Origin of the sequence: Caballeronia sp. NCF2, from assembly GCF_023631205.1 — a bacterium.
GTDB lineage: Bacteria > Pseudomonadota > Gammaproteobacteria > Burkholderiales > Burkholderiaceae > Caballeronia > Caballeronia zhejiangensis.
On the sequence record NZ_JALQDN010000065.1, the window covers coordinates 50,988 to 77,343 of the forward strand.

Below are 26,356 nucleotides of genomic sequence, written 5' to 3' on the forward strand. Positions count from 1 at the left end.
TCATGTGCGTCTTCATGCGCGTCCCCTTTCGGCCCTCGCGCGCAACCAGATGTAGCCGCCGTTCGACAAGCCGGTGACCACGATCATGCCGAGCGCGAGCGCATAGCCGAGGTTCTGGTTATGCAGCACGTCGCCGCGAATCTGCGCATACAGCAGAATCGGCACGATGTTGAGCGAGCTGCCCGTCAGCGCATACGCCGTGGCCACTGCGCCGAACGCGTTGGCGAAGAGCAGCAGCGCCGCGCCGAGCACGCTCGGCCACAGAACCGGCAAACCGACGTATCGCCAGTACTGCGCGGCCGTGCCGCCGAGACAGTCGCACGCTTCGCGCCACTCGCGTTTGAGACCGTCGAGCGCGGGCGTGATGATGAGGACCATCAACGGAATCTGGAAGTACAGGTAGGTAATGGTCAGCCCGACGAAGCTGAGGATGCTGAAGCCGGTGGAATACAGATTGACGCCGAGGTATTTGCGCGCCAGCACCGTGACGAGGCCCACGCGTCCCAACGTGCAGATGAATGCGAACGCGAGCGGCACGCCCGCGAAGTTGGACGCGACGCCCGAGAACGTCATGAGCGTCGGACGGATCCACGCCGGCAGCCGGCCATGCACCGCTGCCCAGGCGAGCAACGCGCCGAACAGCGTCCCGCCGGCGGCGGATGCCACGCTCACCTTCACGCTGATCCAGTAGGCATCGAGCACGGCGGGCTGAAACAGTTCGCGAAGATTCGCCAGCGTGAAGCGTCCCTGCGCATCCTGAAACGCGCCGATCATCAGAAAGGCGGTGGGCAACAACAGAAACAGCAGCGCGAACGCAAAGAATGGCGCGACGCCCGCATACGTGAGCCAGCCCGCGCCGCGGCTCGCGCGGGCGGGGCCGGACTGCGGCGCGGGCGCGGCCGGCGTCAGCAGATCCGGGCCCGAAGCGCCTGGCTGCGGAGATGCGCTCATTCCGGCGAACTCGCGGCTACTTCACGTTCGCGCCGACGACCTGATCCCAGCCTTTGGTGACGGCGTCCTTCGTGGCGTTTTGCTGTTCGAGCGTCGGGAACACGGCGTTGCTGTAAGCCGATGCCGGCGGCAGTTTGGCAAGCAGCGCCTGCGGCACTTTCTTCTGCGCGACCAGCTCGTTATAGCGCATCGGATGGCAGTATCCGGCCAGCCAGCCGAGTTGCCCTTCGTCGGAGTAAAGGAATTCCATCCACAATTTCGCGGCGTTCGGATGCGGTGCGTAGGCGCTGATCGCCTGCACATAGACGCCCGCGACGACACCCGTCTTCGGCACGATCACCTGCACTTTCGGATTGCCTTTGAGCGTGTCGCGATCGGCAAGCGCATTGTAATCCCAACGCACGATGATCGGCGTCGTCCCCTGCGCGAGCGACGCGGCCTTGCCGATCACCGGCACGAAGTTGCCGCTCTTGTTCAAATCGGCGAAGAACTTGAGGCCCGCCTGGTCGGCCTTCGACGCGTCACCCTTCGTCTGCGAAAGGCCCGCCGCATGGACAGCCTGAATCGCCTGATTGGCCGAACGCGGGTCGCCCGCGAGCGAGACCGCGTTGCGATAGTCGGATTTGAGCAGATCGCCCCAATCGGACGGCGGCTTGTCGATCATGTCCGCGTTGACTTCGAACGCGAGCACGCCGTAGTAGTCGCCGTACCAGTAGCCTTCCGCATCCTTCGACGCAGCCGGGATCGAATCCCACGTCGACACCTTGTAAGGCTGCAACAAGCCTTCCTTCTTCGCGGACGGACCGAACGACAGGCCGACATCGATCACATCCGGCGCTTGCGGACCCTTGTTGCCCTTGTTGGCCTTGATCGCTTCGATCTCGTCGCCCGAGCCCGCATCCGGATTCAGCTCGTTGACGTGGATGCCGTACTTCTTCTGGAACGTGTCGATCAGCGCGCCGTATCCGCACCAGTCGTGCGGCAACGCGATCGTGGTCAACTGCCCTTCCTGCTTCGCGGCGGCCACGAGCGCCTCGGATGGCGCGGCCGATGCGGCGTCGATGCCGCCCGCCGCGAGTCCCGCTGCCGTGGAGATCGAAAGAAGACGGCCCGCCCAGATACGCTTCATCGTCATCGCTGTTCCCGAAAGGAAGGTAGTGCGTTGAAGAGAACCGCCGATTGCTGATGCAGGCTAGTTTCAAATCCTCAAATTTGCAAGCTGCCAAAAAAGTACAACTTTCGCTTATGACGGATGTAAGCTGAACAACAGCGTGCCAGCGCAATTCTCATTGTTGCTTCCACCATCGAGCATTCCCTATGTGGCAGAAAGACCGTCATCAGCGCATACGCGCGCTCCTGTCGATGCTCGGCCGTGTCTCGAACGAGAGGATCATGGCGGAGCTTTCCGTGTCGCGCGAAACGGTGCGCCGCGACTTGCTCGATCTGGAGCAGGCGGGTGCGCTACGGCGCGTGCATGGCGGCGCCGTCCCGTCGAGCGACGAGGCGCCCATCGCCGAACGCGCCCGCGCGAACGTGCGCGCGAAGTCGGCCATCGCGCGGGCGGCAATCGGCATCGTTCACGCCGGGCAAACCGTATTCGTCGATGCCGGAACCACGACCGCCATCCTCGCGGACGAGCTTGCGAAGCTCGCCAATCTCACCATCGTCACGAATTCGGTCGATGTCGCGCTGCGGTTGCGCGGCACATCGGGACCGCATGAGCGCGTGCGCGCGATGAACGAGGTCATCCTGCTCGGCGGCATGCTCAGCGAGCGCGCGGCGGCCACGACGGGCGCGACGACCGTGCTCGACATCCGGCGATACCGCGCCGATCTGGCGATGCTCTCGCCTGTCGGCATCGATCAGCGGCACGGGGCGAGCAACTTCGATCGTGCAGAAGCCGAGATTGCCCGGGCGATGGTCGAGAATGCGGACCGCGTCGCGATCCTCGCCGATCACAGCAAGATCGGCCAGCGCAGCCGCATCACGTTTTGCGCGCCTCGCGACATCGACGTTCTCGTGACCGATCGCAAGTCCGGCGAGGCCGCGGATTTGCGCGCGCTCAAGAAGACAGTGGGCGACCTGGTGCTTGCGTGAGCTGCGTCATTCCTTGACGTGCAGCGTGTCGAGCGAGCGCTTGCGCAGACGCGTGTCATGCAGCGCGCCCGCCGCATCGAGCACGGGATACGCCGTCGAACAGAAGAGCGAGTTCAGCCGTTTCATATTGCCGATGAGATCCAGGTGCAGCGCGCTGGTTTCCACGCTGCGCGAGCTTTGTCCCGCCAGCCGGTCCAGATGCTTGTGCGAGTAGGCGCGCTCCAGATCGCGAAAGCGTTCCTTCTCGGCCAGCAACTGCTCGGCGCATCGCAGATCGTTGTTGAGAAACACCGACAATCCGAGCCGCAGGTTACTGATGAGCCGCGCATGCAGATCGTCGAGTTCGCCCAGGCCCTGTTCCGAGAACGCGAGCCGTTGCGAGATTTTCTTCTCTTCGATATCACTGACGATTCGCTCGATGATGTCTCCCGCATGCTCGAGATTGATCGTCAGCGAAATGATGTCCGTCCAGCGACGGCTTTCCGCCTCGTCGAGCTGCTCGCGGGAGATCAGCGTCAGATAGCTTTTCACTTCCGCGTAGAGCTGGTCGACGTCGTCGTCCATGCGCATGGTTTCGCGGGCGACGGCGAGATCGTTGCGTCTCAGCAGATCGGCGACGTTATCGAGCATGACGCGCACGATGTCGCCGATGCGAAGCACTTCACGCGAAGCATTCGCCAGCGCGAGGCTCGGCGTCACGAGGCCTGCCGGATCCAGGTACAGCGGGCGCAACTCGCCGGTCGCGACCGTGCGATCCGGCAGCAAACGCCGGCTGATCGCAGCGACCCGTTCGACGAGGGCGAGACACGCGCAGCAGCGCACGGTGTTGTAGATAACATGGAAACCGACTACGGCTTCGCGCGGATTGGCGATCAGAACCGGCAATCCGCGTGCGAGCAGCGATGCGAAAGGCAGAATGATGATCGCGCCGGCCAGTTTGAATGCGAAGCTGCCAGCGGAAAGACGCCGTGCTGCCGCGTTCTGCGGCAGCGCGTTCAAGAGCGCCAGGAGCCCGCTGCCCAGATTCGCGCCGACGACGAGGCACAAGGCGACCTTCAGCGAGATGACGCCCGACGACGCCAGTGTCGCCGTCAACAGGACTGCGGCGAGGCTCGAATACGAGAGCATCGCGAAGCCCGCGCCCACGAGCGCGTCGAGCATCGTGTCGCCTGTGAGCGCGCCGAACATGACCCTGACGCCGGCGCCCTGCATCATCGGCTGAGCCGCTTCGACGATGAGATGCAGCGCCAGCAGAATCAATCCGAGTCCGATGATGGTTCGGCCCACCTGCCCCGCCCGCGTCTGCTTGCGGGTCAGGAAAAGCGGCACGCCGAACAGGATCAGGATCGGCGAAAGCCATGACAGGTCGAGCGTCAGCACTCGCGCCATCAACGCGGTGCCGACATCCGCGCCGAGCAGAACCGTTAGCCCGGCCGCGAGCGGCACTAGTCCCTGCGCGGCGAACGATGTAATGATGACGGCTGTGGCGTTGCTACTCTGCACGAGGCTCGTCACGCCGATGCCGGCCAGAAATGCGCGCGTCTTGCTGCCGGTGCTACGGCCCAGAATGGCGCGGAGATCGGCGCCGAGCACGCGGAGAATGCCGGTGCGGACGATATGTGAGCCCCAAACCAGGAGGGCGACGCCAGAGAGCAGATTGAGAAGAACCAGCACGGCGAATCGATTTCCTTTGAATGGACGTGACGCTGACGCCAGGCTGTCGAAAATTGGATTGTGACAATAGTGTTACACAGTTCCCACGGCAATTGAGTGAAGTCAATCTTCCATGCAATGCGGCGTTGCGTGCATGCCGCAACTCGCGCATCCGCTTGAAACCAGCGTCTCGCGGGTTTCGCGTCCGCAGCTAGAATCGGCGCTGGCGCATGGAGACCTCGATGGGATACCTGATCGTATTGAGCGTGGGTTGGATGGCGGGTGTTTTGAGCGGCGTGATCGGCACCGGCTCGTCGATGCTGTTGATGCCCGTGCTCGTGCCCATCTACGGCCCGCAGCAGGCCGTTCCGATCATGGCCATCGCCGCGATAATGGGCAATCTCGGCAAGGTCCTGTCCTGGTGGCGCGAGATCGACTGGAAAGCTTCCATTGCCTATGGCGCGACAGCCGCGCCCGGCGCGATATTAGGGGTTCACACGCTGCTTGCGCTCCCGCCGCACGCGGTCGAGCTCGCGCTTGGTCTCTTCTTTATCGCGATGGTGCCCACGCGCCGATGGCTCGCCCGCCGGGCCATGCGCCTTTCGCTCTTCCAGCTCGCGCTGATTGGCGCACCGGTCGGCTTCCTGACGGGCATCGTCGTTTCGACCGGACCGATCACCGTGCCGGTTTTCATGAACTACGGCCTTGTGAAGGGCGCGTTTCTCGCGACCGAAGCTACCGGTTCGCTGATCGTCTACGGAGCGAAAGTCGCGGCCTTTCAGCAGTTCGGCGCCCTGCCCGCTCAGGTGGTCGCTCAAGGGTTGATTACCGGCGCGGCGATCATGGCAGGCACGTTTTGCGCGCGCGGGATCGTCGCGCGCATGTCCGCTAACACCTTCCGGTTCATCGTCGATGCGCTGATGGTGTCGTCGGGTGTGTCATTGCTATGGGCCGCAGTCCGCTGAAGTGAAGTGCGTCGCGGTGAACCAGCGCCTGCGCCCGATGCAAATCCCATCGCATTCCCGCAAGTCATACGTCTCTCGTGCTCTGCTCCACTGACGCACGCTTCCCTCCCGCCGCGAAGTGACGCCCCGAGCAGGCGGATCCATCGATCAGACGGCGTCTGAATCACTCGCATTCACGCGCCGATTCAAAACTTGCGCGCGGCACAGCGCTTGCGCATCAGTGCCGCGCGCATCGACGCCGCAACTCTTCCTGGAGACATCATGAAACTGCTTACTACTCAAGAAGGCCTGCCGCGCCTGTCGTGGGGTTCGATCATTGCGGGCGTCATCCTTTCGATGATCGTCTATCTCATCATGAGCGTGCTCGGCACGGCGATCGGCGCATCGCTCCTGTCGCCGTTGTCGAAGCCCGATACGTTGCACGGCTTCGGTTTCGGCTCGGGCGTATGGGTATTCGTCACGACCGTGCTCGCGGTTTTCGTCGGCTCCTATTACGCCGGACGCTGCGCGCCCGTCCTCGGATGGCTCCACGGTCTGCTGTCATGGGCGGTGATGACGCTGCTCGTCGTGTTCGGCATGACCTCGCTGATTACGGGCGCGGTGAGCACGGCCGGCAGCATCGTCGCAACCACCGCGCAAGTCGGCGCACAAGCCGGCGCGACCGCCGCGAATCAGGCGGGCGGGAACAATCAGCTCATCGACTCCGCGAAGCAGCAAGTGCAGGCGGCGATGGCATCGGCGGCGTCGGCTGCATCCTCTCCGGATGCCGAACAGAACGCGCGCCAGGCCGCCGACACCGCCGCGCGTGGCGTCGCTCGCGCAAGCTGGTTCTCGTTCGCGGCGCTCGTCGTCGGCGCGATCATCGCGATCGTTTCGGGCGGCGCGGGCTTTCGTCATCAGCCGCCGGTCGAGGAAGGCGGCGGCTCCGCGCTGGATCGCAAGAACGCGGCCCCTCGCAATCGCACCGTGCAGGCAGGCGCCCGCCTTTGAGCGCGCCCGGCCGACGACCTGACCACGCTTCAACGGAGACGCCGATGAGCGCCGATGACAAGCCCACGACCCCGAACGCGACGAACGCGGACTCGTCCGGCACGTCCGACGCGCTCCGGCTTTCCGCCGTGCAGGAGGAATTGTCCGTCGACGTGAAGCGGACGGAGACCGGCGCCGTGCGCGTTCGCAAGGTGGTGCATGAAGAGATGCAGCCGGTCAGCATGCGCCTGAGCGCCGAAAAGGTGGAAGTCAGGCGCGTGGCCGTGAATCGTCCGGTCGAGGAACGTGCCGAGCCGCGTCGCGAAGGCGACACGCTCATCATTCCTGTGTACGAATACGTGCCAGTCGTTCGCATGCAGCTCACGTTGAAAGAAGAGGTGCATGTGACGACACGAGAGACGCAACAGGACGTCGTCCACCAGGTTCTTCTGAACTCCGAAGAATTGGTGGTCGAACGCCGCGAAGGCACGAGCGGCAAGTGGAAGCCCGATCCGGATGCCGGCTAGATTCACCCGCACCCGAGGCGGGAACGGCCGTTGCGCATATGGACCGGCGCACCTCTCGATACCCGAATCACTCTCACGGAGATAATGCAATGAGCCAGACCATCATCGGTGTATTCAATACGCTTCAGGACGCGGAACTTGCTCAGACGCGCCTCGAAACGGAAGGCGTCGCCCGCACGAATATGAACGTGCATGCGAACGATATGAGCGCGTCCACGTCCGTGTCCGGCGATGCCACCGACCGTCCCGCCGGCGAGCATCACGAAGGCGCGATGGCGCGCATCGAGCACTTCTTCAAGAACCTGTTCGGCGATCACGATCAGCCCGAGGAAATCGGCCACTATCACGAAGCGGTCCGTCGCGGCGGCGCGCTGTTGACGGTGGATGTGATCGACGAATCGTCGATCGAACGCGTGCGCGACGCGCTCTATGCAGCCGGCGCCATCGACATCGACACGCGCGTCGAGCAATGGCGCAGCACGGGCTATAGCGGCTATGACCGCAATGCGCCGGCTTATACGGCCGATGAGATCGCCGCTGAACGGCAGGCCTTTCCCGTCGTGAAGGAATCCGTCGAAGTCGGCAAGCGCGAAGTGCAGACGGGCGGCGTGCGCGTCTATTCGCGGGTGACCGAAACGCCGGTGAGCGAATCGGTGAATCTGCGTGAAGAACACGCGAACATCGAGCGTCGGCCGGTGGATCGTCCGGCGACGGTGGCGGATCTGAAGGAAGGCTTCGTCGAGATCAGGGAAACGGCCGAGCAGCCCGTCGTGGCGAAGACGGCGCGCGTGGTCGAGGAAGTGGTCGTCGGCAAGGAAGAAACGAACCGCACCGAAACCATTCACGACACGGTGCGCGGTACCGAAGTGGAAGTCGAGCGGACGGCGGGCAACCGGGACGTAGCCGACGGCGCGGTTCCGCCGGCGAAAAAGACGCCGCTGTAACGCGTAGTGAGAACGGCCGCTCCCTGCGGAGCGGCTGATTCCGCACGTCTGCGTCCGCTACATTCCCGTTCGCTCAGTCGACGAAAGGCAGCTTGCGGTCGCGCGCTTCCGTCAGCATGGAAACGGTGATCTTGCGCACTTCCAGCTTGCTTTGCGTGATATGCGCGCGCAGCAGCATCGCCGCTTCGCCGCACTTGCCGCGATCGATGAAGCGCAGCATTTTCGCGTGCTCGTCGTAAGTTGCGCTAGTGCGATGCGGCTTCAAGAAATCCAGCCGCCGCACGATGCGGATGCGCTCCGTCACTTCGTTATGCACGCGCAGCATCTCGCCGTTGCCGCTTGCGCGCACGAGTCCGCGGTGAAAGTCCTCGTCCAGGCGAAACATCGCGACGGGATCGCTTTCCTGCGCATCGGGCGAAACGCACCACACCGACTTGAGCGCATCCACTTCCGGATGCGGTGGCGCGCTGCTCGCGAGTTTGTCGAGCGATGCGGTCTCCAGCACGATCCGCAAGTCATACAACTGATCGAGCTGCGCGAAGTTGATCTCCGACACCTTCCAGCCACGCCTGAAACCGACTTCGAGATAGCCTTCGCGCAGCAGGCGGAACAGCGCGTCGCGCATCGGCGTACGCGACACCCCGTAGTATTGCGCGATGTCGGTCTCCGAGAAGCGGTCGCCGGGAAACAGGCGAAAGCTGAAGATGTCCTGCTTCAACTGCTGATAAACCTGCTCGGCAAGCGGATTGGCGCTCTGAATGGCGCGCACGGCACTGCGCTCCGTGAGTTTGGGCGAGTTGATTCGATGTCTCCGTGTAATGCCTCTTCAGGGCGTTTCGATCAGGCTCACGTGCGCCGCGACGATGGTCCACCCCGCGAACGCATTCGATGCATGGCCGATGCGCGCCCACGTCTGCATCTGACGTCCGAGCAAAGGCGTGGCATCGCTCGTGAACTCGGTGCTGACCGAAGCGTAATCCGTACCGAAAGTCGTCACCACCGTTCGATGCAAACGCCGCGAACGCGGCACCGGCGCGCACGTCTCGCGCCAGCGGCGAATTTCATCGCCGCCATGCTGCACTTCGGCGATGCCGTATCGTACCGTTTCCGGCGCGTGCCAGAAGAGCGCGTTCATGGTAGCCACATCGTTATCGACGAGCGCCTTCTCATAGGCGATGAACGCGCGCTCGACTTCAGCCACCGTTTCCGGACGATTCAGTTCCATCAATTCTCCAGCACATCGGCGAGCGTGGCCGTCCATCCGACGATGCCGCCCTGCGAGCGAATCATCTCGATGGTCGCAGTCTTGAACGACGGTATGTAGCTCGCCGTCGCGTCTTCTATCAGCACGCATTCGTAGCCGCGATCGTTCGCTTCGCGCATGCTCGTCTGCACGCATACTTCGGTCGTGACGCCTGCGAACACGAGATGCGTGATGCCGCATCGCGCGAGCTCTTCGCCGAGGCGCGTTGCGTAAAAGGCGCCTTTGCCGGGCTTGTCGATGACGATCTCGCCCGTAATGGGCGCGACCGCATCGACGATGGCGTTGCCCGGTTCGCCGCGAACGAGAATGCGGCCCATCGGTCCCATATCGCCGATGCGCGCTCGTGGCGCGCCGCGCAGCCGCTTCGCATCCGGACAATCGGAGAGATCGGGCGCGTGCGATTCGCGCGTATGCACGACGAGCCAGCCGCGATCGCGCGCATGTTCGATCAGTTGCGCGACGGTCGGCACGATCGACGTCAGCAGCGACACATCGTTGCCGAGCGCTTCGCCGAAGCCGCCCGGCTCCACGAAGTCGCGCTGCATGTCGATGACGATCAACGCCGTATGCGCTACATCGAACGTGAACGGAGACGGCCGGGCGCGGGTCAGGGTAGGCATGGCGTCAGCCCTCGTATCGGCGTTCGGGTTTCGAAAAACCGCATGACGTCCCGTCTTTCACGACGACTTCGTCCTCCCACGGCAGACGATATTCGCCACGCACCATGTCCTGCATGAACGTGTACGGACAATCCTGCGCGCCGCCCTTCACGGCGACATAGCCGCGATGTCCGAACTGATAGATGTTGTTTTCGACGCCCCAGTGAATGCGGGCTTCGCGCACGAGATCGGGGCGCATTTCACAGGTGATGATCTCATCTGGGCGATGACTGCCATCGACCAACACCCTGCCGTCGAAATCGCAGAACATGCCTTCGCCCATCGAGTCGAACGTGCCGTCGCTGCCGCACAGACACACGCTCGCGGTCTGCGCGAGATTCTGGAATGCGTTCGACTGATTGGTGATTTGCCAGGCATGGCGAATGGGCGCGGTATAGCCCGCCGTGCGCAAGATGATTTCCGCGCCCTTGTAAGCGGCTTCGCGCGCCATCTCCGGAAACATGCCGTCATGACAGATGATGAGCGAGAGCTTCGCGCCCTTCGGCCCGATGCACACCGGCACGCCGAGATTGCCCGGCTCCCACGGCTCGACCGGCACCCACGGATGCATCTTGCGATAGTAGAGTCGCACCTCGCCCCGATCGTCGATGATGATCCCGCTGTTATAGGGATTGCCGCCTGGATTGCGCTCCATGATGGAGAAGCATCCCCAGATGCGATGCTCGATGCACGCCGCCTTGAACGCGGCCACTTCGGGACCGTCGAGCGAGCACATGATGGCATCGTTCGTATCCATCGACAGGCCGTGCAGCATGTATTCGGGAAACACGACCAGATCCATCACCGGATTGTTGCGGCGCGCCTTGCCGATCAGTTCGACGATGCGCCGTGTCTGCGCGGCCAGTTGCTCCGGGGTGGCGACAGCCGGATTCTGCAACTGCACGAGACCCACGACGATGCCTTGCGGCGACTTGTTCAATCCACCGAGACCGCTCGAACTCATTCTTCCTTGCTCCTTTATGCGTGAACGGCGAGCGGCTCTGACGCAGCGCGCGTGGCGCTTTCGACATGACCCGCCATGTGTCTTCCCAACGCGACGCGATCCGCGCCGCTCGCAGCCGTTTCGTGTACCAGCCGCCCTTCCGCGATCACCGCGATGCGATCCGCCAGTTCCAGCAGTTCATCGAGGTCTTCGCTGACGAGCAGCACTGCGGCGCCTGCATCGCGTGCGGCGAGAATGCGCGCGTGGATGTCGGCGACCGATGCGAAGTCGAGTCCGAATACGGGATTCGCGACGATCAGCACATCCACCGCTTGCCCGAGCTCGCGCGCGAGCACGGCGCGCTGCACGTTGCCGCCCGACAACGTGCCGATGGCGCGCGCCGGCACCGGCGGTTTGACGTTGAATTCGGCGATGAGACGTTCGGCGCGTTCGCGCATCGCACGGCGATCGAGACGCCAGCCGTGACGCTTCATCGGCGCACGGTCGAAGTCGCGCAAGGCGAGGTTGTCCGCGATGCTCATGTTCGCGACGCACGCATTGCGCAGCGGTTCTTCGGGGAGCGCAAATACGCGCAACCGCGTCATCTCTTCACGCGTCGCGCGGTATGGCTCGCCATGCATGCGCATTTCACCGCTTTGCACGCGGCGCTGGCCGACGAGCGCTTCGATCAGTTCCTTCTGCCCGTTGCCCGATACGCCCGCGATGCCGAGTATCTCGCCCGACTTCACGCTGAGCGAAACATCGCGCACCGCCCGATGTCCACGATCATCGACGACGTTGAGACTGGACAGCGCGAGACGCACGGGCGAAGCCGCATCGAGCGGCTTGCGTTCGGGCTGCATTCCGGCGAGTTCGGGATCGTCCTGCTTCGCGGATTCACCGCCCATCATCCACGCGGCGAGCTTGTCGCGGCTCGTATCCGCGACCGCGCTCGTCCCGACGAGCTTGCCCTTGCGTAACACCGTGACGTCGTCGGCATACGCCATCACTTCACGGAACTTGTGCGTGATCATCAACACGGTCAGCTCGCCGCGCGTGGCGAGATCGCGCATCAGGCCGAGCACTTCGTCTGCTTCCTGCGGCGTGAGCACGGACGTGGGTTCATCGAGAATGAGGAAACGCTGCTGCAAATAAAGCTGTTTCAGAATCTCGAGCTTCTGCTTTTCTCCTGCGGCGAGACCGGCGACGGGCGCATCGAGAGGCAGACGAAAAGGCATCGAACGCATAAATGCATCGAGCGCGGCACGTTCCTTCGGCCAGTCGATCTTCCACGGCAATCGCCCGCGCGCGAGCAGCAAATTCTCTTCGACCGACAAGCCCGCCGCCAGCGTGAAATGCTGATACACCATGCCGATGCCGAGCGCCTGTGCATCGCGCGGCGACGCGATTCTCACCTGCCGCGCATCCGCGATGATCTCGCCGTGATCGAGCACGCCATAACCGACGAGCCCTTTCACGAGCGTACTCTTGCCCGCGCCGTTTTCGCCGAGCAGCGCATGCACGGTGCCCGCGCGCACTTTGAGCGTCACGTCGTCGAGCGCGGTGAAAGCGCCGAAACGCTTCGTCGCGCCGAGCACTTCCACGCTCATCGCTTTGGTCGGTGCGTTCATGGTCAGCGTCCCAGCGTCGCGAGCAAAGCCTTCGAATCCGACACCGTGCCGAATACGCCGCCCTGCATCAGCACCATGTTGAGCGCGGCGTCGTGATTGCCCTGATCGGTCGCGCCGCAACAATCCGCGAGAATGGTGCATTCGAAGCCGCGATCGTTCGCTTCGCGCATCGTCGTGTGAACGCAGACATCGGTCGTGATGCCCGTGAGCACCAGATTCACGATGCCGCGCGTGCGCAATACCATTTCGAGGTCCGTTGCGCAGAACGAGCCTTTGCCTGGCTTGTCGATGACGATCTCGCCTTCGATCGGCTTCAGTTCATCGATGATTTCCCAGCCCGGTTCGCCGCGCACGAGTATCTTGCCGCAGGGTCCTTCATCGCCGATGCCGATGCCGTTCGTGCCCGCGCGACGGCTTCTCCATCGCTTGTTGGCGGGCAAATCCGACAGATCGGGCCGGTGCCCTTCGCGCGTATGAATGATCGTGAAGCCTTGCTCGCGCATCAGCGTGAGCACGTTCCTGATCGGTTCGATGGGCGCGCGCGTCATCGACAGGTCATAGCCCATCTTGTCGACATAGCCGCCGATGCCGCAAAAGTCCGTCTGCATGTCGATGATGACGAGCGCGGTGTTCTCCGGCCGCAGATTGCCGTCGTAGGGCCACGGATAGGGACGTGCTTCGATGAAGCGGCTCATGTGTTCGACTCCATGAAAATAGGGTTCAACGCGTGAGACTCAGTTCGCCGGGCGCACCCGCGAGCGTGCGGTCGGGACGGCAATTGACGATCATGATGACGAGGGTGAGGACGTAAGGCGCCGCATTGAAAAGGTAGTAACCGCTCGTCACGCCGATGGCCTGCAACGCGGGTCCGAGCGCGCCCGCTGCGCCGAAGATCAGCGCGGCCCACAGGCATCGCAACGGCTGCCAGCGCGCGAAGATGACGAGCGCGACGGCCATCAGGCCTTGTCCGCTCGACAAGCCTTCGTTCCAGCTTCCCGGATACACCAGCGACAGATACGCGCCGCCTACGCCCGCGAAGAAGCCGCCGACCGTCGTCGCGAGAATGCGAACGCGCGTGATCGGATAACCCATCGCGCGGGCGCTTTCCGCGTTCTCGCCGACGAGACGCAAAGCCATGCCCCAACGCGTATGTCGCAAGCCCCATTGCAACGCGAACGCCAGCGCGACGCCGATGATGAAGAGCGGATTGACATGCAACGCGTTATGCAACTGCGGCGACGAAGCCCAAGCACCGAGATCGATCGATGACAACATCGGCGCTTGCGGCTCGATGAACGGCTTGCCGAGATAGAACGCGAGGCCGGTGCCGACCAGCATCAGCGCGATGCCGAACGCGATGTCCGACACGCGCGGCAACGAGCACACGAGACCGTGCAGGCAGCCGAGCAGCAACCCCGCGCAGCCGGCCGCGAGCACGCCGAGCCACGGCGAGCCGGACAGATACGCGGCCGCATAACCGGTCATCGCACCGGATACGAGAATGCCTTCGAGGCCGAGATTGACGCGCCCGCCCTTCTCCGTCAGACATTCGCCGATGCTCACGAACAAATAAGGCGTGCTCACGCGGATGGCGCCCGCGAACAACGACAGCAGCAGCACCGCGACGGGTGAATGTGCATCAAACATGAGTGCCCTCCAGTCGAACCGACGAGCGCGCGACGGTCATTGCCTGCAGCCTGATGCGCCAGGCCGCGAGACGACCGCCCATCGCTTCCCACGCGAGCAGGTTGGCAAAGAGCAGACCTTGCAGGACGAGCGTGGTGGCATCGGGCAGACCCAGGCGGCGTTGCAGAAGCGAACCGCTCGCTTCGATACCGCCGACGAGCACCGCGCACAGAATGATCGCCAACGGGTTCTGACGCGCCGCGAACGCCACGAGAATCCCCGCATAGCCGTAACCCGCCAGCAGCGATGCGTTCGCGCTGCCCTGCACCGCCGCGACTTCGAACATGCCCGCGAGACCGGCCGCCGCGCCGCCCATCGCGCAGGCCGCGATCGCGAGCTTGTTCACCGGCAGCCCGACGAGCTTCGCCGCATGGTTGTTGCCGCCCGCGATGCGCATCGCGAAGCCTTTGGTGCTGTGGCGCACGAAGACCCATGCCGCGACGCACGCGAGCGCCCCCCAGAACAAGCCCCAATGCACATCGAGACCCGGCAACGAACCGATCGAGAAGGCATCGGGAACGGGCGGCGTCGAAGGCTTGTTGAGACTCGCGGGATCGCGCAACGGTCCCTCGACGAGATGCTTGAACAATGCAATCGCGATATACGACATCAACAGACTGCTGATCGTCTCGTTGACGCCGCGCAGTTGCCGCATTGCGCCGACCGCGCCGATCCACACCCCGCCCGCGATCATGCCGGCGAGCGCCATCAACGGAGCGACGACGAACCACGGCATCGCGGCAGGCACGACCGTCGCCACGACCGCCGATGCGAGTCCGCCGAGCGCGAGCGCGCCTTCGCCACCGATCACGATCAGCCCGACCTGCGCAGGCAGCGCGACGCACAACGCGGTGAACATCAGCGGCGCGGCGCGCAGCAACGTGCTCTGCCACGCGAACGACGAGCCGAATGCGCCTTGCGCGATCAGCACGAGCGCATCGTCGGCGGGCTGGCCCTGCACGAGCAGGAATAGCGAGAACAGCACCAGCGTGCCGATGAGCGCGCACAACGTCGGCAAAGCGGGCAACGCGCCCAGCGCCACGCGCGGTAACAGAGGATAGGAACGCATGCCGGCTCCGCGAAGGAATGAATCAGATCTGCCCGACGACGCCCGCGACGAGATAGTTCATGCTTTCCAGCTTGATATCCGTCTGCGCGTAAGCCGTGCCCGATGCGATGGCACTGCCGCCCTTGTTGTCCTTCATCGGGCCTTTGAAGATCACGTAATCGCCCGCGGCCATCTTCGTCTTGATGGCGTCGGCATTGGACTTCGCATCGGCCGTGACTTTCGCGCCGTAGGGCGACATCTTCACGAAGCCTTCCTTCAGGCCGCCGCGCAGAATGTTGGGCTGCGGCTTGCTGGTCTGCGCATCCGTGACGAGTTCCTTGAAAGGCGTCGCCCAGTCCCATTCCGCGCCCGTCAGATAACCCTTCGGCGCAAGCGCGGCCTGACTCGCGTGATAGCCGCAACTCATCGCGCCGCGCTTCTCCGCCGTTTCGATGACGACCTTCGGACCGTCGACGTGACAGGTCAGCACATCGCATCCCTGATCGACGAGACTGTTGGCCGCTTCGGCTTCCTTGACCGGCATCGACCAGTCGCCGGTGAAGATGACGTGCGTGGTGATAGACGGATCCACCGATTGCGCGCCGAGCGTGAATGCATTGATATTGCGCAGCACTTGTGGAATCGGCTTGGCGGCGACGAAACCGAGCTTCTTGCTCTTGCTCACGTGTCCCGCGACGACGCCGTTGAGGTACTGACATTCATCGATATAGCCGAAGTAGCTCGCGATATTCGGCGGATTGCCCTGCTTCCACAAACCGCCGCAATGCGCGAAGCGGACCTTCGGATACTTCGCGGCCATCTTCAGCACGTGCGGATCGAAATAGCCGAACGAAGTCGCGAAGATGAGCGTCGCGCCGTCCTGTTCGATCATCGCTTCCATCGTCTTTTGCACGGCCACGGTCTCGGGCACGTTCTCTTCCTCGACCACCTTCACGCCCGGCATCTTCTTGATGATCGCGGCGGCCTGAGCCTGCGCCTGGTTATAGCCGTAATCGCCCTTCGCGCCGACATAGATCACGCCGACGGTGAGATTGCTTGCGCCGAAGGCGAGATCGAAGGGCAGCGCGCTGCCGAGCGCGAGCGCGCCCGCGCCTTGGATGAACTGGCGGCGATTGGTCATGATGTAGCTTCCTGTTTGAGTTGATCGCTGGATGAAGAGACGAGGCTGTGCCGATACGCGCGCCAGCCGCCGAAGGAAGTGATGTCGCGTGCGCCGCTGTCCGGCGCGACGGCGGCCGGTTCGCAGATGAAGCCTTTGACGATGCGGCCATCGGCGGTCGTGACCGTGCCGATACCGAGCGGCGCGGGAATCGCCGCGACGAATGCGCCGAAGGTCCGCATAGGCATCTCCCATATCTCGATGGCGATCGCGGCACCCTCGTTCTCGGTGCGCACGAGTCCGGGCTTCGGCGGCTGCGTATCGGCTAATGCGTAGAGCGTGTAGTGCGGCGACGTCATCGTTTCTTCGATGAACCGCGCGCCCGCCTGCTTCATCTGCCATTCGAGCGGCATGCCGCGCAGATGTGCGCCGACTACGGCGAGCTCGATGCTTGGCTCCTGGATCGGCAGCGGATCGATGCTGGCATCGGAAAGTGCCTGAATCTTCGCGCCCAATGCCGCGAGTCTCCGATCCGCGCCCGCTGGCCCGATGAGCGTGATGCCCGCGGGCAAGCCGTCGGCGCGCGGCGGTCCCGGCACGGCGAGCGCGCACAGGTCGAGCAGATTGACGAAGTTCGTATAGACGCCGAGACGGCTGTTCACTTCGACCGGGTTCGCCTGCACTTGCGCGATGGTCGGATGCGTCGGCGTCGTGGGAACGATCAGGATGTCGAACGTTTCGAACAACGCTTCCGCCTCACGCTTCAGCAGCGTGAGTTCGTATTGCGCGTTGAATGCGTCGGCGGCGGAGAATGCGTCGGCCTTGCCGATCACTTTCGCTACGGTCGGATCGATGTCATCGCGGTTCGTGACGAAGAAATCGCCCAGCGCCGCGCGGCGTTCCGCGACCCACGGACCGTCGTACAGCAACGCGGCCGCGCGTTGCATCGGCGCGAAGGGAAACGTCGCGGGTTCGAGTTGCAGACGATCCAGCGTCGCCGCGAAGGCGTCGGCCGCGTGCGTGTCGCCGAAGAATTCCAGCGTGTCGGGAATTGCGACGCGCGGCGCATCCGGCAGCAAGCCGAGCGCTGCGACACGGCGCGAATAACCGTCGAGCGCATCGAAAGTGGCCATCTGCTGCAGCACGATCCAGGCATCGGCGACGTCGTGCGCGAAGATCGATAGCGTATCGAGACTCTTGCACGCGGGCACGACCCCGCGCTTGCTGACGAGCCCCAGCGACGGCTTCAATCCGACGATGCCGTTGAAACCCGCCGGCACGCGGCCCGAACCGGCGGTATCGGTGCCGAGCGAAAACGCGACGATGCCCTGCGCCACCGTCACCGCCGAACCGGAACTCGATCCGCCCGACACATATTCCGGATGACTAACGTGTCGCACGGCGCCATGCGGCGAGCGCGTGCCGACGAGCCCGGTCGCGAACTGATCGAGATTCGTCTTGCCGATGAGCATCGCGCCCGCATCGATTAAGCGCTGCACGGCGAACGCCGTTTCGCCGGGCGTATAGGCGAACGCCGGACATGCGGCGGTCGTCGGCAAGCCCGCAATGTCGATGTTGTCCTTCACTGCGAACGGCACGCCGAATAAAGGCTTGCGCTCGAAGATCGCGGGTCCGGCTTCGGCGAGCTCGCGTGCAAGCGACGCTGCCGTCGTTTGCAGATCCGCTGCCGGAACGACGAGCGTCCATGCTTCCGGGCGATCACTCGCTTCGATGCGAGCAAGCGTCGCTACGGCGATTCGCTGCGGGTCGGTATCGCCGCGCGCGTACGCATCGAGAAGTGCGCGAACGGTGAGCGGTGCGTGATCGTCGGCAGATGCGGTCGCGTTCATGAGTTCAATCTTGAATACAAGTTGAACGCACAATGCACTGTCCGTGCCAGTGACAGATTCCGCCGTTAAATCAACGATTTGGCATCAGCGTCGCGACTTGCGGCGACCGGGCGTGATCCACGCCGGTTCAGCAATGACCCAGCCGTGTGCGATAAATCCCGCTGACGGTGCAGCGGTCCACGGCTCCGGGCCGACAGAGTCCGCGCTACTGCGTGTCGCCGATTTCCGGCGCGATGGCCGCATGGTTGACGATCGCGACCATCGATATCCCGCCGATCATGTTCCCGAGAAGCGTCGGCAGCAGGAACACGCCGAAGTAATCGCCGATGCTCGCGGCGTGCGTCATCACGGCATACGCGGCCTCGGCCGAACTGGCGATGACGTGCGTCAGCTTGCTCACGCCGACGGTGTAAGTCACGAGCAGGATGGTGAGCAGGCGCGCGGACCGCGCGCTCGGCAAGAGCCAGACCATCAGCGCGATCAGCCAGCCGGCGAAGACGGCGCGTACCAGTGTGACGCCGAAGCCGGCGCTGAAAGGCGCACGCGCGACCTCCGCGAGCGCCGCGTTGACGTCGGGATCGAACACGTCCTTGAACTGCAGAAGCGCGGCGAATACGGCCGTTCCGACGAGATTGGACAACAACACGATCGACCATAGGCGCAGCGTTTTACCCACTGTGCGCAAGTCACGCCGCGTGAGCACGGGCAGCACCGCTGTCAGCGTGCTCTCGGTGAAAAGCTGCTGACGCCCGAGGATGACGAACACGAAGCCGATCGTATATCCCAGGCTTGCAATCAGATGCTGCGATTTGGATGCAGGCAGCTCGCTTTGCAAGATCGCCTGAACGAGAAAGGAGAAACCCATCGAAAGACCCGCCGCGAGCCCGGACCATATGAGCGCCGAGGCCGTGCGCTCCATCGCGGTTTCGCCCTCTTCGCGCACGATTTCGTGGATGACGAGCGCATGCGGCGTCGAATGATCCGCGGCTTGCTCGCGCTGATCGTGGTCGAGGTGGGGCGACTCGGCGCCTGCTTGCGATTCGGACATTGACTCTTCTCCTGAGGCCGCTGCTGCGTGCGTCGTGCACGATGCGATGCGTGCTTACAGCAGATTCGATGCCTGTCGGGCATAGGGCCTGCTGCTGCGACCTCGTTCACCCGAAACAACCGATCCAACCGCTACAAGACCGACGATGAAAACCGAGACCTTTTCCCTTGGCGGCTACGACGTCGAGGTATCGACGAAACAAACGCCAACCGGCGACTGGACACCCGAGCTGCGCGTCACCCGCAACGGACGGCCGGTGGCTCTGCCTCAAGTCGAGACGGTCGAACCCAACTGGCTGACGAGCGCGGAAGCGCTGCGCGGCGGCGTCGAACAGGCGCGCCGGCTGATCGATCGATATCTCGCCGGCCACGACAATCAGCACACCGGCGGCGCAATCGGCCATCCGGCGAAGCCCGGCGTCCAGGACAAATGATCTGAATCGCGGCGGCGACGTGCCTGCTTCGAGCGCGACCCGCGATCGTCGCGCGTGTGGCCCTTCGATTGCTCGGCGAGCTTATCCGTCATCCGCAAGCAATCGGGCTTGCAGCGAACGGCCCGCAAGGACCGCAAAATGAAGATCGCACAAGTTGCACCGCTCTATGAAAGCGTTCCCCCCAAAGCCTATGGCGCGACCGAACGCGTCGTTTCGGCGCTGACGGAACAACTCGTCGCGTGGGGTCACGACGTCACATTGTTCGCTGCGGGCGACTCGAAGACCCAGGCGCGCCTTCGCGCGACACATCCGGTGGGACTCTGGCGTGACGAACGCGTGTGGGATACGACGAGCCATCATCTGCGTCAGCTCGACGCCGTCGTGCGCCGCTCCGCGCAGTTCGACCTCGTCCACTTCCACGGCGAGCCGTTTCATCTGCCATTGCAGCGGTATATGTCGTGTCCGTCGCTTACGACCGTGCACGGCCGCCTGCTCGTGCCCGATCACGGTCCGCTCTACGAGGCTTATCCCGATGCGCCGCTCGTTTCCATCTCGGACAGCCAGCGCAAGGACACACCGCACGCCAACTGGATCGGCACCGTGCATCATGGCCTGCCGCTCGATGCCATGCGCTTCTCTCCGAACGGCGGCGACTATCTGCTTTTCGTGGGCCGCATGATGCCCGAGAAGGGAATCGAGCGCGCCGTCGAGATCGCGCGGCGCGCGGGGCTGCCGCTCAAGATCGCCGCGGCCGTGCATCCCGGCGAACGCGCGTGGTTCAGGGAAGAGATATATCCGATGCTGGAGGCCTCGCAATCGTTCGTCGAATATCTCGGCGAAGTGGGCGGCGAGACGCGCCTCGAACTCTTCTCCCACGCGCGTGCGTTGATGTTTCCGATCGGCTGGGAGGAGCCCTTCGGCCTCGTGCTCATCGAGGCGATGGCTTCCGGCACGCCCGCGATCGCTTTCCGGCGCGGTGCGGTGCCGGAGATCGTCGAGCATGGCGTGACGGGTTTCATCGTCGACGATGTCGAACAGGCCGTGCGTGCAGTGCGGAAACTCGGCACCATTCGTCGCAACGATTGCCGGCGCAGCTTCGAGCGGCGCTTCAGCGCCGAGCGCATGACGCGCGATTACCTCGCGATTTATCGCACGCTGCTCGCGGATCCAGCGCGAGGCGGCGAGGAATGGGCACCCGGCGACCCGATGCAGGCATGACGATTGCCGTTCCCGGTTGCATTCACTCGCGTAATTGGCCATGCGCATCGCCCAGGTTTCCACTCTTTATGAGAGCGTGCCGCCGCGACGTTACGGCGGCATAGAGCGCGTCGTGTCCTGGCTCACGGAAGAACTCGTGAAGATGGGACACGACGTCACGCTCTTTGCAAGCGCCGACTCGCGCACACGCGCGAAGCTCGTCGCGAGTTCGGACTGCGCCGTGAGACTGCTCGAAGACACCGCCGATCCGCAAGCCTTCCACTTCGCGATGCTCGAGGACGTCGTGCGCGCGTCCGGCGATTTCGACATCGTGCATTTTCATACGGACTATATGAGCTTTCCGTACGCGCGCCGGCTCGATGCCGCGCACGTTACGACGCTTCACTGGCGGCTCGACGTGCCCGGCCTCGACGCGCTTTACCGGCGTTTCGCCGATGTGCCGCTCGTGTCCATCTCCGATGCGCAGCGCGAGCCGATGCCGTGGGCCGGCTGGACCGCGACCGTGCATCACGGCATGCCCGCGGCGTTGCTGCCGTTTCAGGCGCGGGCGGAACAGCATCTCGCGTTCGTCGGACGTATCGCGCCATCGAAGGGACCGGACGCGGCCATCCGCATCGCGCGGCGGGCGAACGTGCCGCTCAGGATCGCGGCGAAGATCGACGAAGCGGATCGCCCCTACTTCATTCGCGATGTCGAACCGCTCATCGAGGCGCCGCACGTCGAATTCGTCGGCGAACTCGACGATCACGGCAAGCGCGGACTGCTCGGCCATGCCCGCGCGATGCTCTTTCCGATCGCCTGGCCGGAGCCCTTCGGCATCGCGATGATCGAAGCGCTCGCGTGCGGCACGCCGGTCATCGCGTTCGGGCGCGGTTCGGTGCCGGAGATCATCGAGCATGGCGTGAGCGGGTTCATCGTGCGTGACGAGGACGAGGCGGTCGAAGCCGTCGCGCGATTGCCGGAGATCGACCGGCGCGCATGCCGCGCGCGCTTCGAGCAGTTTTTCACGGCGGAGCGCATGGCGCGTGCTTATGTCGAGGTCTACGAGCGGCTCGTGCGCGAGCGCACCGCGCGGCTCACATTGACGGAGGTTTGAATGCGCTGCATGGTGCTTGCAAGCGATTACGACGGCACGCTGGCGCAGCATGGCCGCGTCGATGAAGCGACGTGGCGCGCCGTCGACCGGCTGCGCGAATCCGGCCGCCATATGGTGCTCGTGACCGGCCGCGAACTCGACGATCTGCTGAGTCTGTGCGACGGCATCGACCGGTTTTCGTATGTGGTCGCGGAGAACGGCGGCGTGCTCTATCACCCGGCGACGCGCGAACGCACGCTTCTCGCGCCGCCGCCGCCCGCCGCGTTCGTCGAAGCGATGCGGCAACGCGGCGTAAAGCACCTGAGCGTGAGCGAGACGCTCGTCGCCACATCGCGCCCGTACGACGAACAGGCGCACGAAGCGATCCGCGAACTCGGCCTCGATCTGCACGTCGTGTTCAACGGCGACGCGGTGATGATTCTCGCGCCCGGCATCAGCAAGGCGACGGGGCTCGATGCCGCCCTCGATGCGATGGCGCTCTCGCCGCGCAATGCCGTGGGCGTCGGCGATGCGCAGAACGATCATCCGCTGCTGGACGCGTGCGAGTTCGGCGCCGCGGTCGGCAACGCGCTCGATGTGCTGAAGGCGCACGCGGATATCTGTCTCGAAGGCGTCGCCGGGGCGGGCGTCGCGGAACTCATCGATAAGATTCTGGCCGACGACCTCGCACACCTGAGCCGATGCGACGCGCGGCACAACCTGCTGATCGGGCATCGCACCGTAAGCGGCGATGGCGGCGATGGTGACGATGAAGACACCGCCGAAACGCTCGAACAGCAAGGCACCGTCGCGCTGCTCGCCGGGCAGTCGGGCGGCGGCAAGTCGACCTTGTTGACCGGACTCATGGAGCGTCTGTGCGCGGCGGGATATCAGTTCTGCGCGCTCGATCCGGAAGGCGATTTCGACAACCTCGAAAAGACGCTCGCCATCGGCAATGCGGAGCATGCGCCCAAAGGCGACGACATCATGAAGTTGCTGCGCCAGCCGCGCCAGCCTGTCGTCGCGAATCTGATGCACGTTGCGTTCGCCGAGCGGCCTTCGTACTGCGCCGAACTGCTCGCCGAGGTGCAATCGACGCGCGCGCTCAACGGGCGGCCGCACTGGATATTGTTCGACGAGGCGCATCAGCTTTTCCCGAACGCCGCGAACGCCGCCGACGAAACCCTGCCGGAGCAACTCGGCCCGGCCATCTTCGCGACGGTGCATCCGAACGCGATCTCGCAGCGCGTGCTCGAACGCGTCAACGTGTTCATCGGCGCAGGTCCCGGCGCCTGGGAAGCGCTCGAGGAGTTCGCGCGCGCCGCGGGCATCGCGATGCCGCGCCGGCTATCGGGCGCGCCCGAAGTCGGTCAGGCGCTCGTCTGGCGGCGCGAGCCGCTCAGCGGCGACGCCTGGGGCGATCCGCGCATCGTTCGCGTGGAGCCGGCCAAAACGCAGCGTCGCCGTCATGTGCGCAAATATGCGGCGGGCATGCTTATCCCCGAGCGCAGTTTCTACTTTCGCGGGCCGGAGAATCGGCTCAAGCTGCGCGCGCACAACCTCACGCTTTTCCTCGAACTGGCCGATGGCGTCGATGAAGACACATGGCTCTTTCATCTGCGGCGCGGCGACTATTCGACGTGGTTCCGCGATGTAATCGGCGACGCCGAACTCGCCGACGAAACCGCCGCCGTCGAGCGCGAACATCGGGATTCCGCCGAGGAGAGCCTCGCTGCGATCACCCGTCTCGTGCAGGTGCGCTATACGCAGCCCGAGAATCCGGTGTTGCCGAACGTGCTCGCGCCTGGCGCGAAGGGCGGCGAACGAACGCCGCCATGAGAACCGGCTTGCAAGCGTCGCTCCCTTCGAGCGCGCGACCGCATCGCACGATCAGTCTTCTTCGAAGAGATGCCGGTACTGATGCGGCTGCGAGCGCAGATACTGCTTCGGCGCGCGCACCTGTGCGCCCAGCTCCGCCGCGGCGTGCCAAGGCCAGCGCGGGTCGTACAGGGCCGTGCGCGCGAGCGCGATCATGTCGGCATCGCCGGTTCCGACGATGGCCTCCGCCTGTTCGATGCCCGTGATCAGCCCGACCGCGATGACCGGCATCCCGACCGCCTGCTTCACGGCGCGCGCGAGCGGCACCTGATAGCTCGGCCCGACCGGAATCTTCTGCGCCGGATGAAGCCCGCCGCTCGATACGTGAACGGCATCGCAGCCGCGCGCTTCGAGCGCTTTGGCGAATGCGACGGTCTGCTCGATGTCCCAGCCGCCGTCGACCCAATCGGTGCCGGACACGCGGATCGTCACCGGCCGCTCGGCGGGAAATGCGGCGCGCACGGCGTCGAACACTTCGAGCGGAAAACGCATGCGATTCTCGAGCGAACCGCCGTATTCATCGTCGCGCCGGTTCGACAACGGCGACAAGAACTGATGCAGCAAGTAGCCATGCGCCGCGTGGATCTGAATGAGATCGATGCCGAGACGCGCCGCGCGCGTGGCGGCCGCCGTGAACGCATCGCGGATGCGCGCGAGTCCGGCCGCATCGAGCGCGACCGGCGGCGCTTCGCCGTCCTCATAGGCGACGCTCGAAGGCGCTTCGGTCTGCCAGCCATGCGCGTGATCGGCTGAAATTTGGGCGCCGCCTTCCCACGGCACATCGGTCGATGCCTTGCGTCCCGCGTGACTCAACTGGATCGCGACCGGCATGTCCGACCATCGCCGGATGCCGTCGAGCGTGCGCTTCAGCGCCGCTTCGGTTTCGTCGTTCCAGAGACCGACATCCGCATATGTGATGCGTCCCTCCGGCAGCACGGCCGTTGCTTCGATGGTGAGCAAGGCCGCGCCGGACAGCGCGAGCTGACCGAGGTGAATCAGATGCCAGTCGTTCATGCAGCCGTCTTCGGCGGAGTACTGGCACATCGGCGCGATCACGATGCGATTGGCGAGGGCCAGATTGCGCAAGCGCGCAGGTTGGAACAGTGCAGGCTGTGACATGGACAGGTTCCTTGGCGGTTGTTACGTCGCGAGGGGCGCGACCCATGCCGTCGTCGCCAGCAATGGCTATTCCGTGCGACATTCAAGCCGGGCGCGCGGACATCACAGCAGCTTCGACAACACAGGCAGCAGAACGGGCACGACGAACGCGGTAAACACGCCGTTCAGCCCCATGCCGAGGCCGGCGAACGCGCCCATCTCTTCGCTGACCTGAAAGGCGCGCGCCGTGCCGATGCCATGCGACGCCACGCCGAGCGCGAAGCCGCGCGCCTCGACGTCGGAAACGCGCAGCACATTGAGGATACCCCGCGCGGTGACGGCGCCGAACACGCCCGTCGTGATGACGAGCACCGCCGTCAGCGAAGGCACGCCGCCGATCTCCTTCGCCACGGCCATCGCGATGGGCGTCGTCGCGGACTTCGGCGCGAGCGATGCAATCGACTGACGCGACGCCCCGAGCAAGGCCGCCACGGACACGGCGGATACGATCGCGGTCAGCGAGCCGGCGGCGAGACTCACGAGAATCGGCCACGCGAGCCGCTTCAGATTCGCCCACTGCCGATAAAGCGGCAACGCCAGCGCGACCGTGGCCGGCCCGAGCAGAAAATGCACGAACTGCGCGCCGTCGAAATACGTTTCGTAGGCCGTGCCGCTCGTCTTGAGCACCACGACGACGATGGCCACCGAAATCAGCACCGGATTGGCGAGCGGATTGAAGCGGCACGCCGCGTAGATGCGCTGCGCGATGAGGTACGCGAGCAGCGTGATGGTAAGGCCGAGCAGCGGCGTGGCCGCCAGATAGACCCAGATCGCTCCGAAGTGCGGCACCGGGATCATGTGCGGTCTCCGTGTTCATGGGCGACGCGGCGGCGGCCGCGCAGCATCGCACGCATGACGAGCGCGGTGACGGCGACCGCGAGTGTGGTACTGACTGCAACGGAGAACACGACGGCAAGCACGTCGCCGCGCAGCGCATGCGCCGAAACCATGATGCCGACGCCCGCCGGCACGAACAGCAGAGACAGGTGCCGGAGCAGTTCGAGCGCCGTGGGTTCGAGCGTGGCCGCGGCGGCCGGACGCAATGCGCAGTATCCGGCGAGCAGAAGCATGCCGATGACCGGGCCGGGCACCGGCAGGCTGAAGAGATAGGAAAGCCCTTCTCCGAGACACTGGAAAACGAGCAATGTAGCAATTGCGGCGAGCATGGGAAAAACTCCTGGTGCGTGCGATGTTCATGCCTTCTTTCGGCAGCGGACGAAGCGTACCCGAGATGCTCGG

26 protein-coding genes are annotated in these 26,356 nt (G+C 64.4%); 9 read left to right on the plus strand and 17 right to left on the minus strand.

Annotation, left to right across the window (positions count from 1 at the left end):
- Positions 1-12: 12 nt before the first annotated feature.
- Complete coding sequence (locus NCS02_RS26010) at positions 13-951, minus strand: ABC transporter permease (RefSeq protein WP_175981666.1); 939 nt, start codon at positions 949-951, stop codon at positions 13-15.
- Positions 952-967: 16 nt separating this feature from the next.
- A complete protein-coding gene (locus NCS02_RS26015) occupies positions 968-2,086 on the minus strand; it encodes an ABC transporter substrate-binding protein (protein WP_175981664.1) in 1,119 nt (372 codons plus the stop codon).
- Between the two features lie 182 nt (positions 2,087-2,268).
- On the opposite strand from NCS02_RS26015, the gene NCS02_RS26020 reads away from it, so the two are divergent.
- On the plus strand, positions 2,269-3,048 hold the full coding sequence (locus tag NCS02_RS26020; protein ID WP_008346661.1) for a DeoR/GlpR family DNA-binding transcription regulator: 780 nt from the start codon (positions 2,269-2,271) through the stop codon (positions 3,046-3,048).
- 6 nt (positions 3,049-3,054) lie between these two features.
- On the opposite strand, the gene NCS02_RS26025 is transcribed toward NCS02_RS26020, so the two are convergent.
- A complete protein-coding gene (locus NCS02_RS26025) occupies positions 3,055-4,722 on the minus strand; it encodes a Na/Pi cotransporter family protein (protein ID WP_008346662.1) in 1,668 nt (555 codons plus the stop codon).
- A gap of 221 nt (positions 4,723-4,943) precedes the next feature.
- Here NCS02_RS26025 and NCS02_RS26030 point away from each other — a divergent pair, with 221 nt between their 5' ends.
- The 4 genes from NCS02_RS26030 to NCS02_RS26045 all read left to right on the plus strand — a co-directional run bounded on the left by NCS02_RS26030 (position 4,944) and on the right by NCS02_RS26045 (position 8,106).
- Complete coding sequence (locus NCS02_RS26030; RefSeq protein ID WP_250479181.1) at positions 4,944-5,666, plus strand: sulfite exporter TauE/SafE family protein; 723 nt, start codon at positions 4,944-4,946, stop codon at positions 5,664-5,666.
- 261 nt (positions 5,667-5,927) lie between these two features.
- Positions 5,928-6,656, plus strand: a complete 729-nt coding sequence (locus NCS02_RS26035; RefSeq protein WP_250523351.1) for a YrzE family protein — start codon at positions 5,928-5,930, stop codon at positions 6,654-6,656.
- Between the two features lie 44 nt (positions 6,657-6,700).
- Positions 6,701-7,162 (plus strand): YsnF/AvaK domain-containing protein, encoded by a 462-nt coding sequence (locus NCS02_RS26040; RefSeq protein ID WP_250437262.1) that lies wholly within the window; start codon positions 6,701-6,703, stop codon positions 7,160-7,162.
- A gap of 89 nt (positions 7,163-7,251) precedes the next feature.
- Positions 7,252-8,106, plus strand: a complete 855-nt coding sequence (locus tag NCS02_RS26045) for a YsnF/AvaK domain-containing protein (protein ID WP_008346666.1) — start codon at positions 7,252-7,254, stop codon at positions 8,104-8,106.
- A gap of 73 nt (positions 8,107-8,179) precedes the next feature.
- Here NCS02_RS26045 and NCS02_RS26050 read toward each other — a convergent pair whose 3' ends face one another.
- The 11 genes from NCS02_RS26050 to NCS02_RS26100 all read right to left on the minus strand — a co-directional run bounded on the left by NCS02_RS26050 (position 8,180) and on the right by NCS02_RS26100 (position 19,355).
- A complete protein-coding gene (locus tag NCS02_RS26050) occupies positions 8,180-8,875 on the minus strand; it encodes a GntR family transcriptional regulator (RefSeq protein WP_008346667.1) in 696 nt (231 codons plus the stop codon).
- Positions 8,876-8,932: 57 nt separating this feature from the next.
- On the minus strand, positions 8,933-9,331 hold the full coding sequence (gene hpxZ, locus NCS02_RS26055) for an oxalurate catabolism protein HpxZ (protein WP_250441454.1): 399 nt from the start codon (positions 9,329-9,331) through the stop codon (positions 8,933-8,935).
- Positions 9,331-9,990: a cysteine hydrolase family protein gene (locus NCS02_RS26060; RefSeq protein WP_033535797.1), complete on the minus strand. Its 660-nt coding sequence runs from the start codon at positions 9,988-9,990 to the stop codon at positions 9,331-9,333. Before NCS02_RS26060 ends, hpxZ begins: the two co-directional genes overlap by 1 nt.
- Before the next feature lie 4 nt (positions 9,991-9,994).
- Positions 9,995-10,993: a formamidase gene (locus NCS02_RS26065; protein WP_250479182.1), complete on the minus strand. Its 999-nt coding sequence runs from the start codon at positions 10,991-10,993 to the stop codon at positions 9,995-9,997.
- A 14-nt stretch (positions 10,994-11,007) separates the two neighbouring features.
- Positions 11,008-12,603: an ABC transporter ATP-binding protein gene (locus NCS02_RS26070; protein ID WP_250479183.1), complete on the minus strand. Its 1,596-nt coding sequence runs from the start codon at positions 12,601-12,603 to the stop codon at positions 11,008-11,010.
- Positions 12,604-12,605: 2 nt separating this feature from the next.
- Entirely contained in the window at positions 12,606-13,298 is a 693-nt protein-coding gene (gene biuH, locus NCS02_RS26075) for a biuret amidohydrolase (protein WP_008346673.1), read from the minus strand.
- Between the two features lie 25 nt (positions 13,299-13,323).
- Complete coding sequence (locus NCS02_RS26080) at positions 13,324-14,250, minus strand: ABC transporter permease (RefSeq protein WP_008346674.1); 927 nt, start codon at positions 14,248-14,250, stop codon at positions 13,324-13,326.
- On the minus strand, positions 14,243-15,358 hold the full coding sequence (locus NCS02_RS26085) for an ABC transporter permease (protein WP_250520051.1): 1,116 nt from the start codon (positions 15,356-15,358) through the stop codon (positions 14,243-14,245). Before NCS02_RS26085 ends, NCS02_RS26080 begins: the two co-directional genes overlap by 8 nt.
- 22 nt (positions 15,359-15,380) lie before the next feature.
- On the minus strand, positions 15,381-16,478 hold the full coding sequence (locus tag NCS02_RS26090) for a BMP family ABC transporter substrate-binding protein (RefSeq protein ID WP_008346678.1): 1,098 nt from the start codon (positions 16,476-16,478) through the stop codon (positions 15,381-15,383).
- The gene (gene atzF, locus NCS02_RS26095; protein WP_250479185.1) at positions 16,475-18,307 is read right to left on the minus strand and encodes an allophanate hydrolase; all 1,833 of its coding nucleotides are present in this window, start codon (positions 18,305-18,307) and stop codon (positions 16,475-16,477) included. Before atzF ends, NCS02_RS26090 begins: the two co-directional genes overlap by 4 nt.
- 205 nt (positions 18,308-18,512) lie before the next feature.
- The gene (locus NCS02_RS26100; RefSeq protein ID WP_008346682.1) at positions 18,513-19,355 is read right to left on the minus strand and encodes a formate/nitrite transporter family protein; all 843 of its coding nucleotides are present in this window, start codon (positions 19,353-19,355) and stop codon (positions 18,513-18,515) included.
- 145 nt (positions 19,356-19,500) lie between these two features.
- Here NCS02_RS26100 and NCS02_RS26105 point away from each other — a divergent pair, with 145 nt between their 5' ends.
- The 4 genes from NCS02_RS26105 to NCS02_RS26120 all read left to right on the plus strand — a co-directional run bounded on the left by NCS02_RS26105 (position 19,501) and on the right by NCS02_RS26120 (position 23,920).
- Positions 19,501-19,788: a DUF6566 family protein gene (locus NCS02_RS26105; RefSeq protein WP_175981646.1), complete on the plus strand. Its 288-nt coding sequence runs from the start codon at positions 19,501-19,503 to the stop codon at positions 19,786-19,788.
- 138 nt (positions 19,789-19,926) lie between these two features.
- Positions 19,927-21,006 (plus strand): glycosyltransferase family 4 protein, encoded by a 1,080-nt coding sequence (locus NCS02_RS26110; protein ID WP_250520052.1) that lies wholly within the window; start codon positions 19,927-19,929, stop codon positions 21,004-21,006.
- Positions 21,007-21,046: 40 nt separating this feature from the next.
- Complete coding sequence (locus NCS02_RS26115; RefSeq protein ID WP_250456940.1) at positions 21,047-22,102, plus strand: glycosyltransferase family 4 protein; 1,056 nt, start codon at positions 21,047-21,049, stop codon at positions 22,100-22,102.
- A complete protein-coding gene (locus NCS02_RS26120; RefSeq protein WP_250479188.1) occupies positions 22,103-23,920 on the plus strand; it encodes an HAD-IIB family hydrolase in 1,818 nt (605 codons plus the stop codon).
- Positions 23,921-23,971: 51 nt separating this feature from the next.
- On the opposite strand, the gene NCS02_RS26125 is transcribed toward NCS02_RS26120, so the two are convergent.
- From NCS02_RS26125 to NCS02_RS26135, 3 genes are all read right to left on the minus strand, one after another.
- On the minus strand, positions 23,972-25,078 hold the full coding sequence (locus tag NCS02_RS26125) for an NADH:flavin oxidoreductase/NADH oxidase (RefSeq protein ID WP_250479189.1): 1,107 nt from the start codon (positions 25,076-25,078) through the stop codon (positions 23,972-23,974).
- A 102-nt stretch (positions 25,079-25,180) separates the two neighbouring features.
- Positions 25,181-25,915, minus strand: a complete 735-nt coding sequence (locus NCS02_RS26130; protein WP_008346692.1) for an LrgB family protein — start codon at positions 25,913-25,915, stop codon at positions 25,181-25,183.
- Complete coding sequence (locus NCS02_RS26135; protein WP_250479190.1) at positions 25,912-26,283, minus strand: CidA/LrgA family protein; 372 nt, start codon at positions 26,281-26,283, stop codon at positions 25,912-25,914. Before NCS02_RS26135 ends, NCS02_RS26130 begins: the two co-directional genes overlap by 4 nt.
- Positions 26,284-26,356: the final 73 nt, after the last annotated feature.

Excerpts from the sequence above, each read along its gene's own strand:
- NCS02_RS26010 (WP_175981666.1), bottom strand. The coding sequence starts at position 951 with ATGAGCGCATCTCCGCAGCCAGGCGCTTCGGGCCCGGATCTGCTGACG.
- NCS02_RS26015 (WP_175981664.1), bottom strand. The coding sequence starts at position 2,086 with ATGACGATGAAGCGTATCTGGGCGGGCCGTCTTCTTTCGATCTCCACG.
- NCS02_RS26020 (WP_008346661.1), top strand. The coding sequence starts at position 2,269 with ATGTGGCAGAAAGACCGTCATCAGCGCATACGCGCGCTCCTGTCGATG.
- NCS02_RS26030 (WP_250479181.1), top strand. The coding sequence starts at position 4,944 with ATGGGATACCTGATCGTATTGAGCGTGGGTTGGATGGCGGGTGTTTTG.
- NCS02_RS26035 (WP_250523351.1), top strand. The coding sequence starts at position 5,928 with ATGAAACTGCTTACTACTCAAGAAGGCCTGCCGCGCCTGTCGTGGGGT.
- NCS02_RS26040 (WP_250437262.1), top strand. The coding sequence starts at position 6,701 with ATGAGCGCCGATGACAAGCCCACGACCCCGAACGCGACGAACGCGGAC.
- NCS02_RS26045 (WP_008346666.1), top strand. The coding sequence starts at position 7,252 with ATGAGCCAGACCATCATCGGTGTATTCAATACGCTTCAGGACGCGGAA.
- hpxZ (WP_250441454.1), bottom strand. The coding sequence starts at position 9,331 with ATGGAACTGAATCGTCCGGAAACGGTGGCTGAAGTCGAGCGCGCGTTC.
- NCS02_RS26060 (WP_033535797.1), bottom strand. The coding sequence starts at position 9,990 with ATGCCTACCCTGACCCGCGCCCGGCCGTCTCCGTTCACGTTCGATGTA.
- NCS02_RS26065 (WP_250479182.1), bottom strand. The coding sequence starts at position 10,993 with ATGAGTTCGAGCGGTCTCGGTGGATTGAACAAGTCGCCGCAAGGCATC.
- NCS02_RS26070 (WP_250479183.1), bottom strand. The coding sequence starts at position 12,603 with ATGAACGCACCGACCAAAGCGATGAGCGTGGAAGTGCTCGGCGCGACG.
- biuH (WP_008346673.1), bottom strand. The coding sequence starts at position 13,298 with ATGAGCCGCTTCATCGAAGCACGTCCCTATCCGTGGCCCTACGACGGC.
- NCS02_RS26080 (WP_008346674.1), bottom strand. The coding sequence starts at position 14,250 with ATGTTTGATGCACATTCACCCGTCGCGGTGCTGCTGCTGTCGTTGTTC.
- NCS02_RS26085 (WP_250520051.1), bottom strand. The coding sequence starts at position 15,358 with ATGCGTTCCTATCCTCTGTTACCGCGCGTGGCGCTGGGCGCGTTGCCC.
- NCS02_RS26090 (WP_008346678.1), bottom strand. The coding sequence starts at position 16,478 with ATGACCAATCGCCGCCAGTTCATCCAAGGCGCGGGCGCGCTCGCGCTC.
- atzF (WP_250479185.1), bottom strand. The coding sequence starts at position 18,307 with ATGAACGCGACCGCATCTGCCGACGATCACGCACCGCTCACCGTTCGC.
- NCS02_RS26100 (WP_008346682.1), bottom strand. The coding sequence starts at position 19,355 with ATGTCCGAATCGCAAGCAGGCGCCGAGTCGCCCCACCTCGACCACGAT.
- NCS02_RS26105 (WP_175981646.1), top strand. The coding sequence starts at position 19,501 with ATGAAAACCGAGACCTTTTCCCTTGGCGGCTACGACGTCGAGGTATCG.
- NCS02_RS26110 (WP_250520052.1), top strand. The coding sequence starts at position 19,927 with ATGAAGATCGCACAAGTTGCACCGCTCTATGAAAGCGTTCCCCCCAAA.
- NCS02_RS26115 (WP_250456940.1), top strand. The coding sequence starts at position 21,047 with ATGCGCATCGCCCAGGTTTCCACTCTTTATGAGAGCGTGCCGCCGCGA.
- NCS02_RS26120 (WP_250479188.1), top strand. The coding sequence starts at position 22,103 with ATGCGCTGCATGGTGCTTGCAAGCGATTACGACGGCACGCTGGCGCAG.
- NCS02_RS26125 (WP_250479189.1), bottom strand. The coding sequence starts at position 25,078 with ATGTCACAGCCTGCACTGTTCCAACCTGCGCGCTTGCGCAATCTGGCC.
- NCS02_RS26130 (WP_008346692.1), bottom strand. The coding sequence starts at position 25,915 with ATGATCCCGGTGCCGCACTTCGGAGCGATCTGGGTCTATCTGGCGGCC.
- NCS02_RS26135 (WP_250479190.1), bottom strand. The coding sequence starts at position 26,283 with ATGCTCGCCGCAATTGCTACATTGCTCGTTTTCCAGTGTCTCGGAGAA.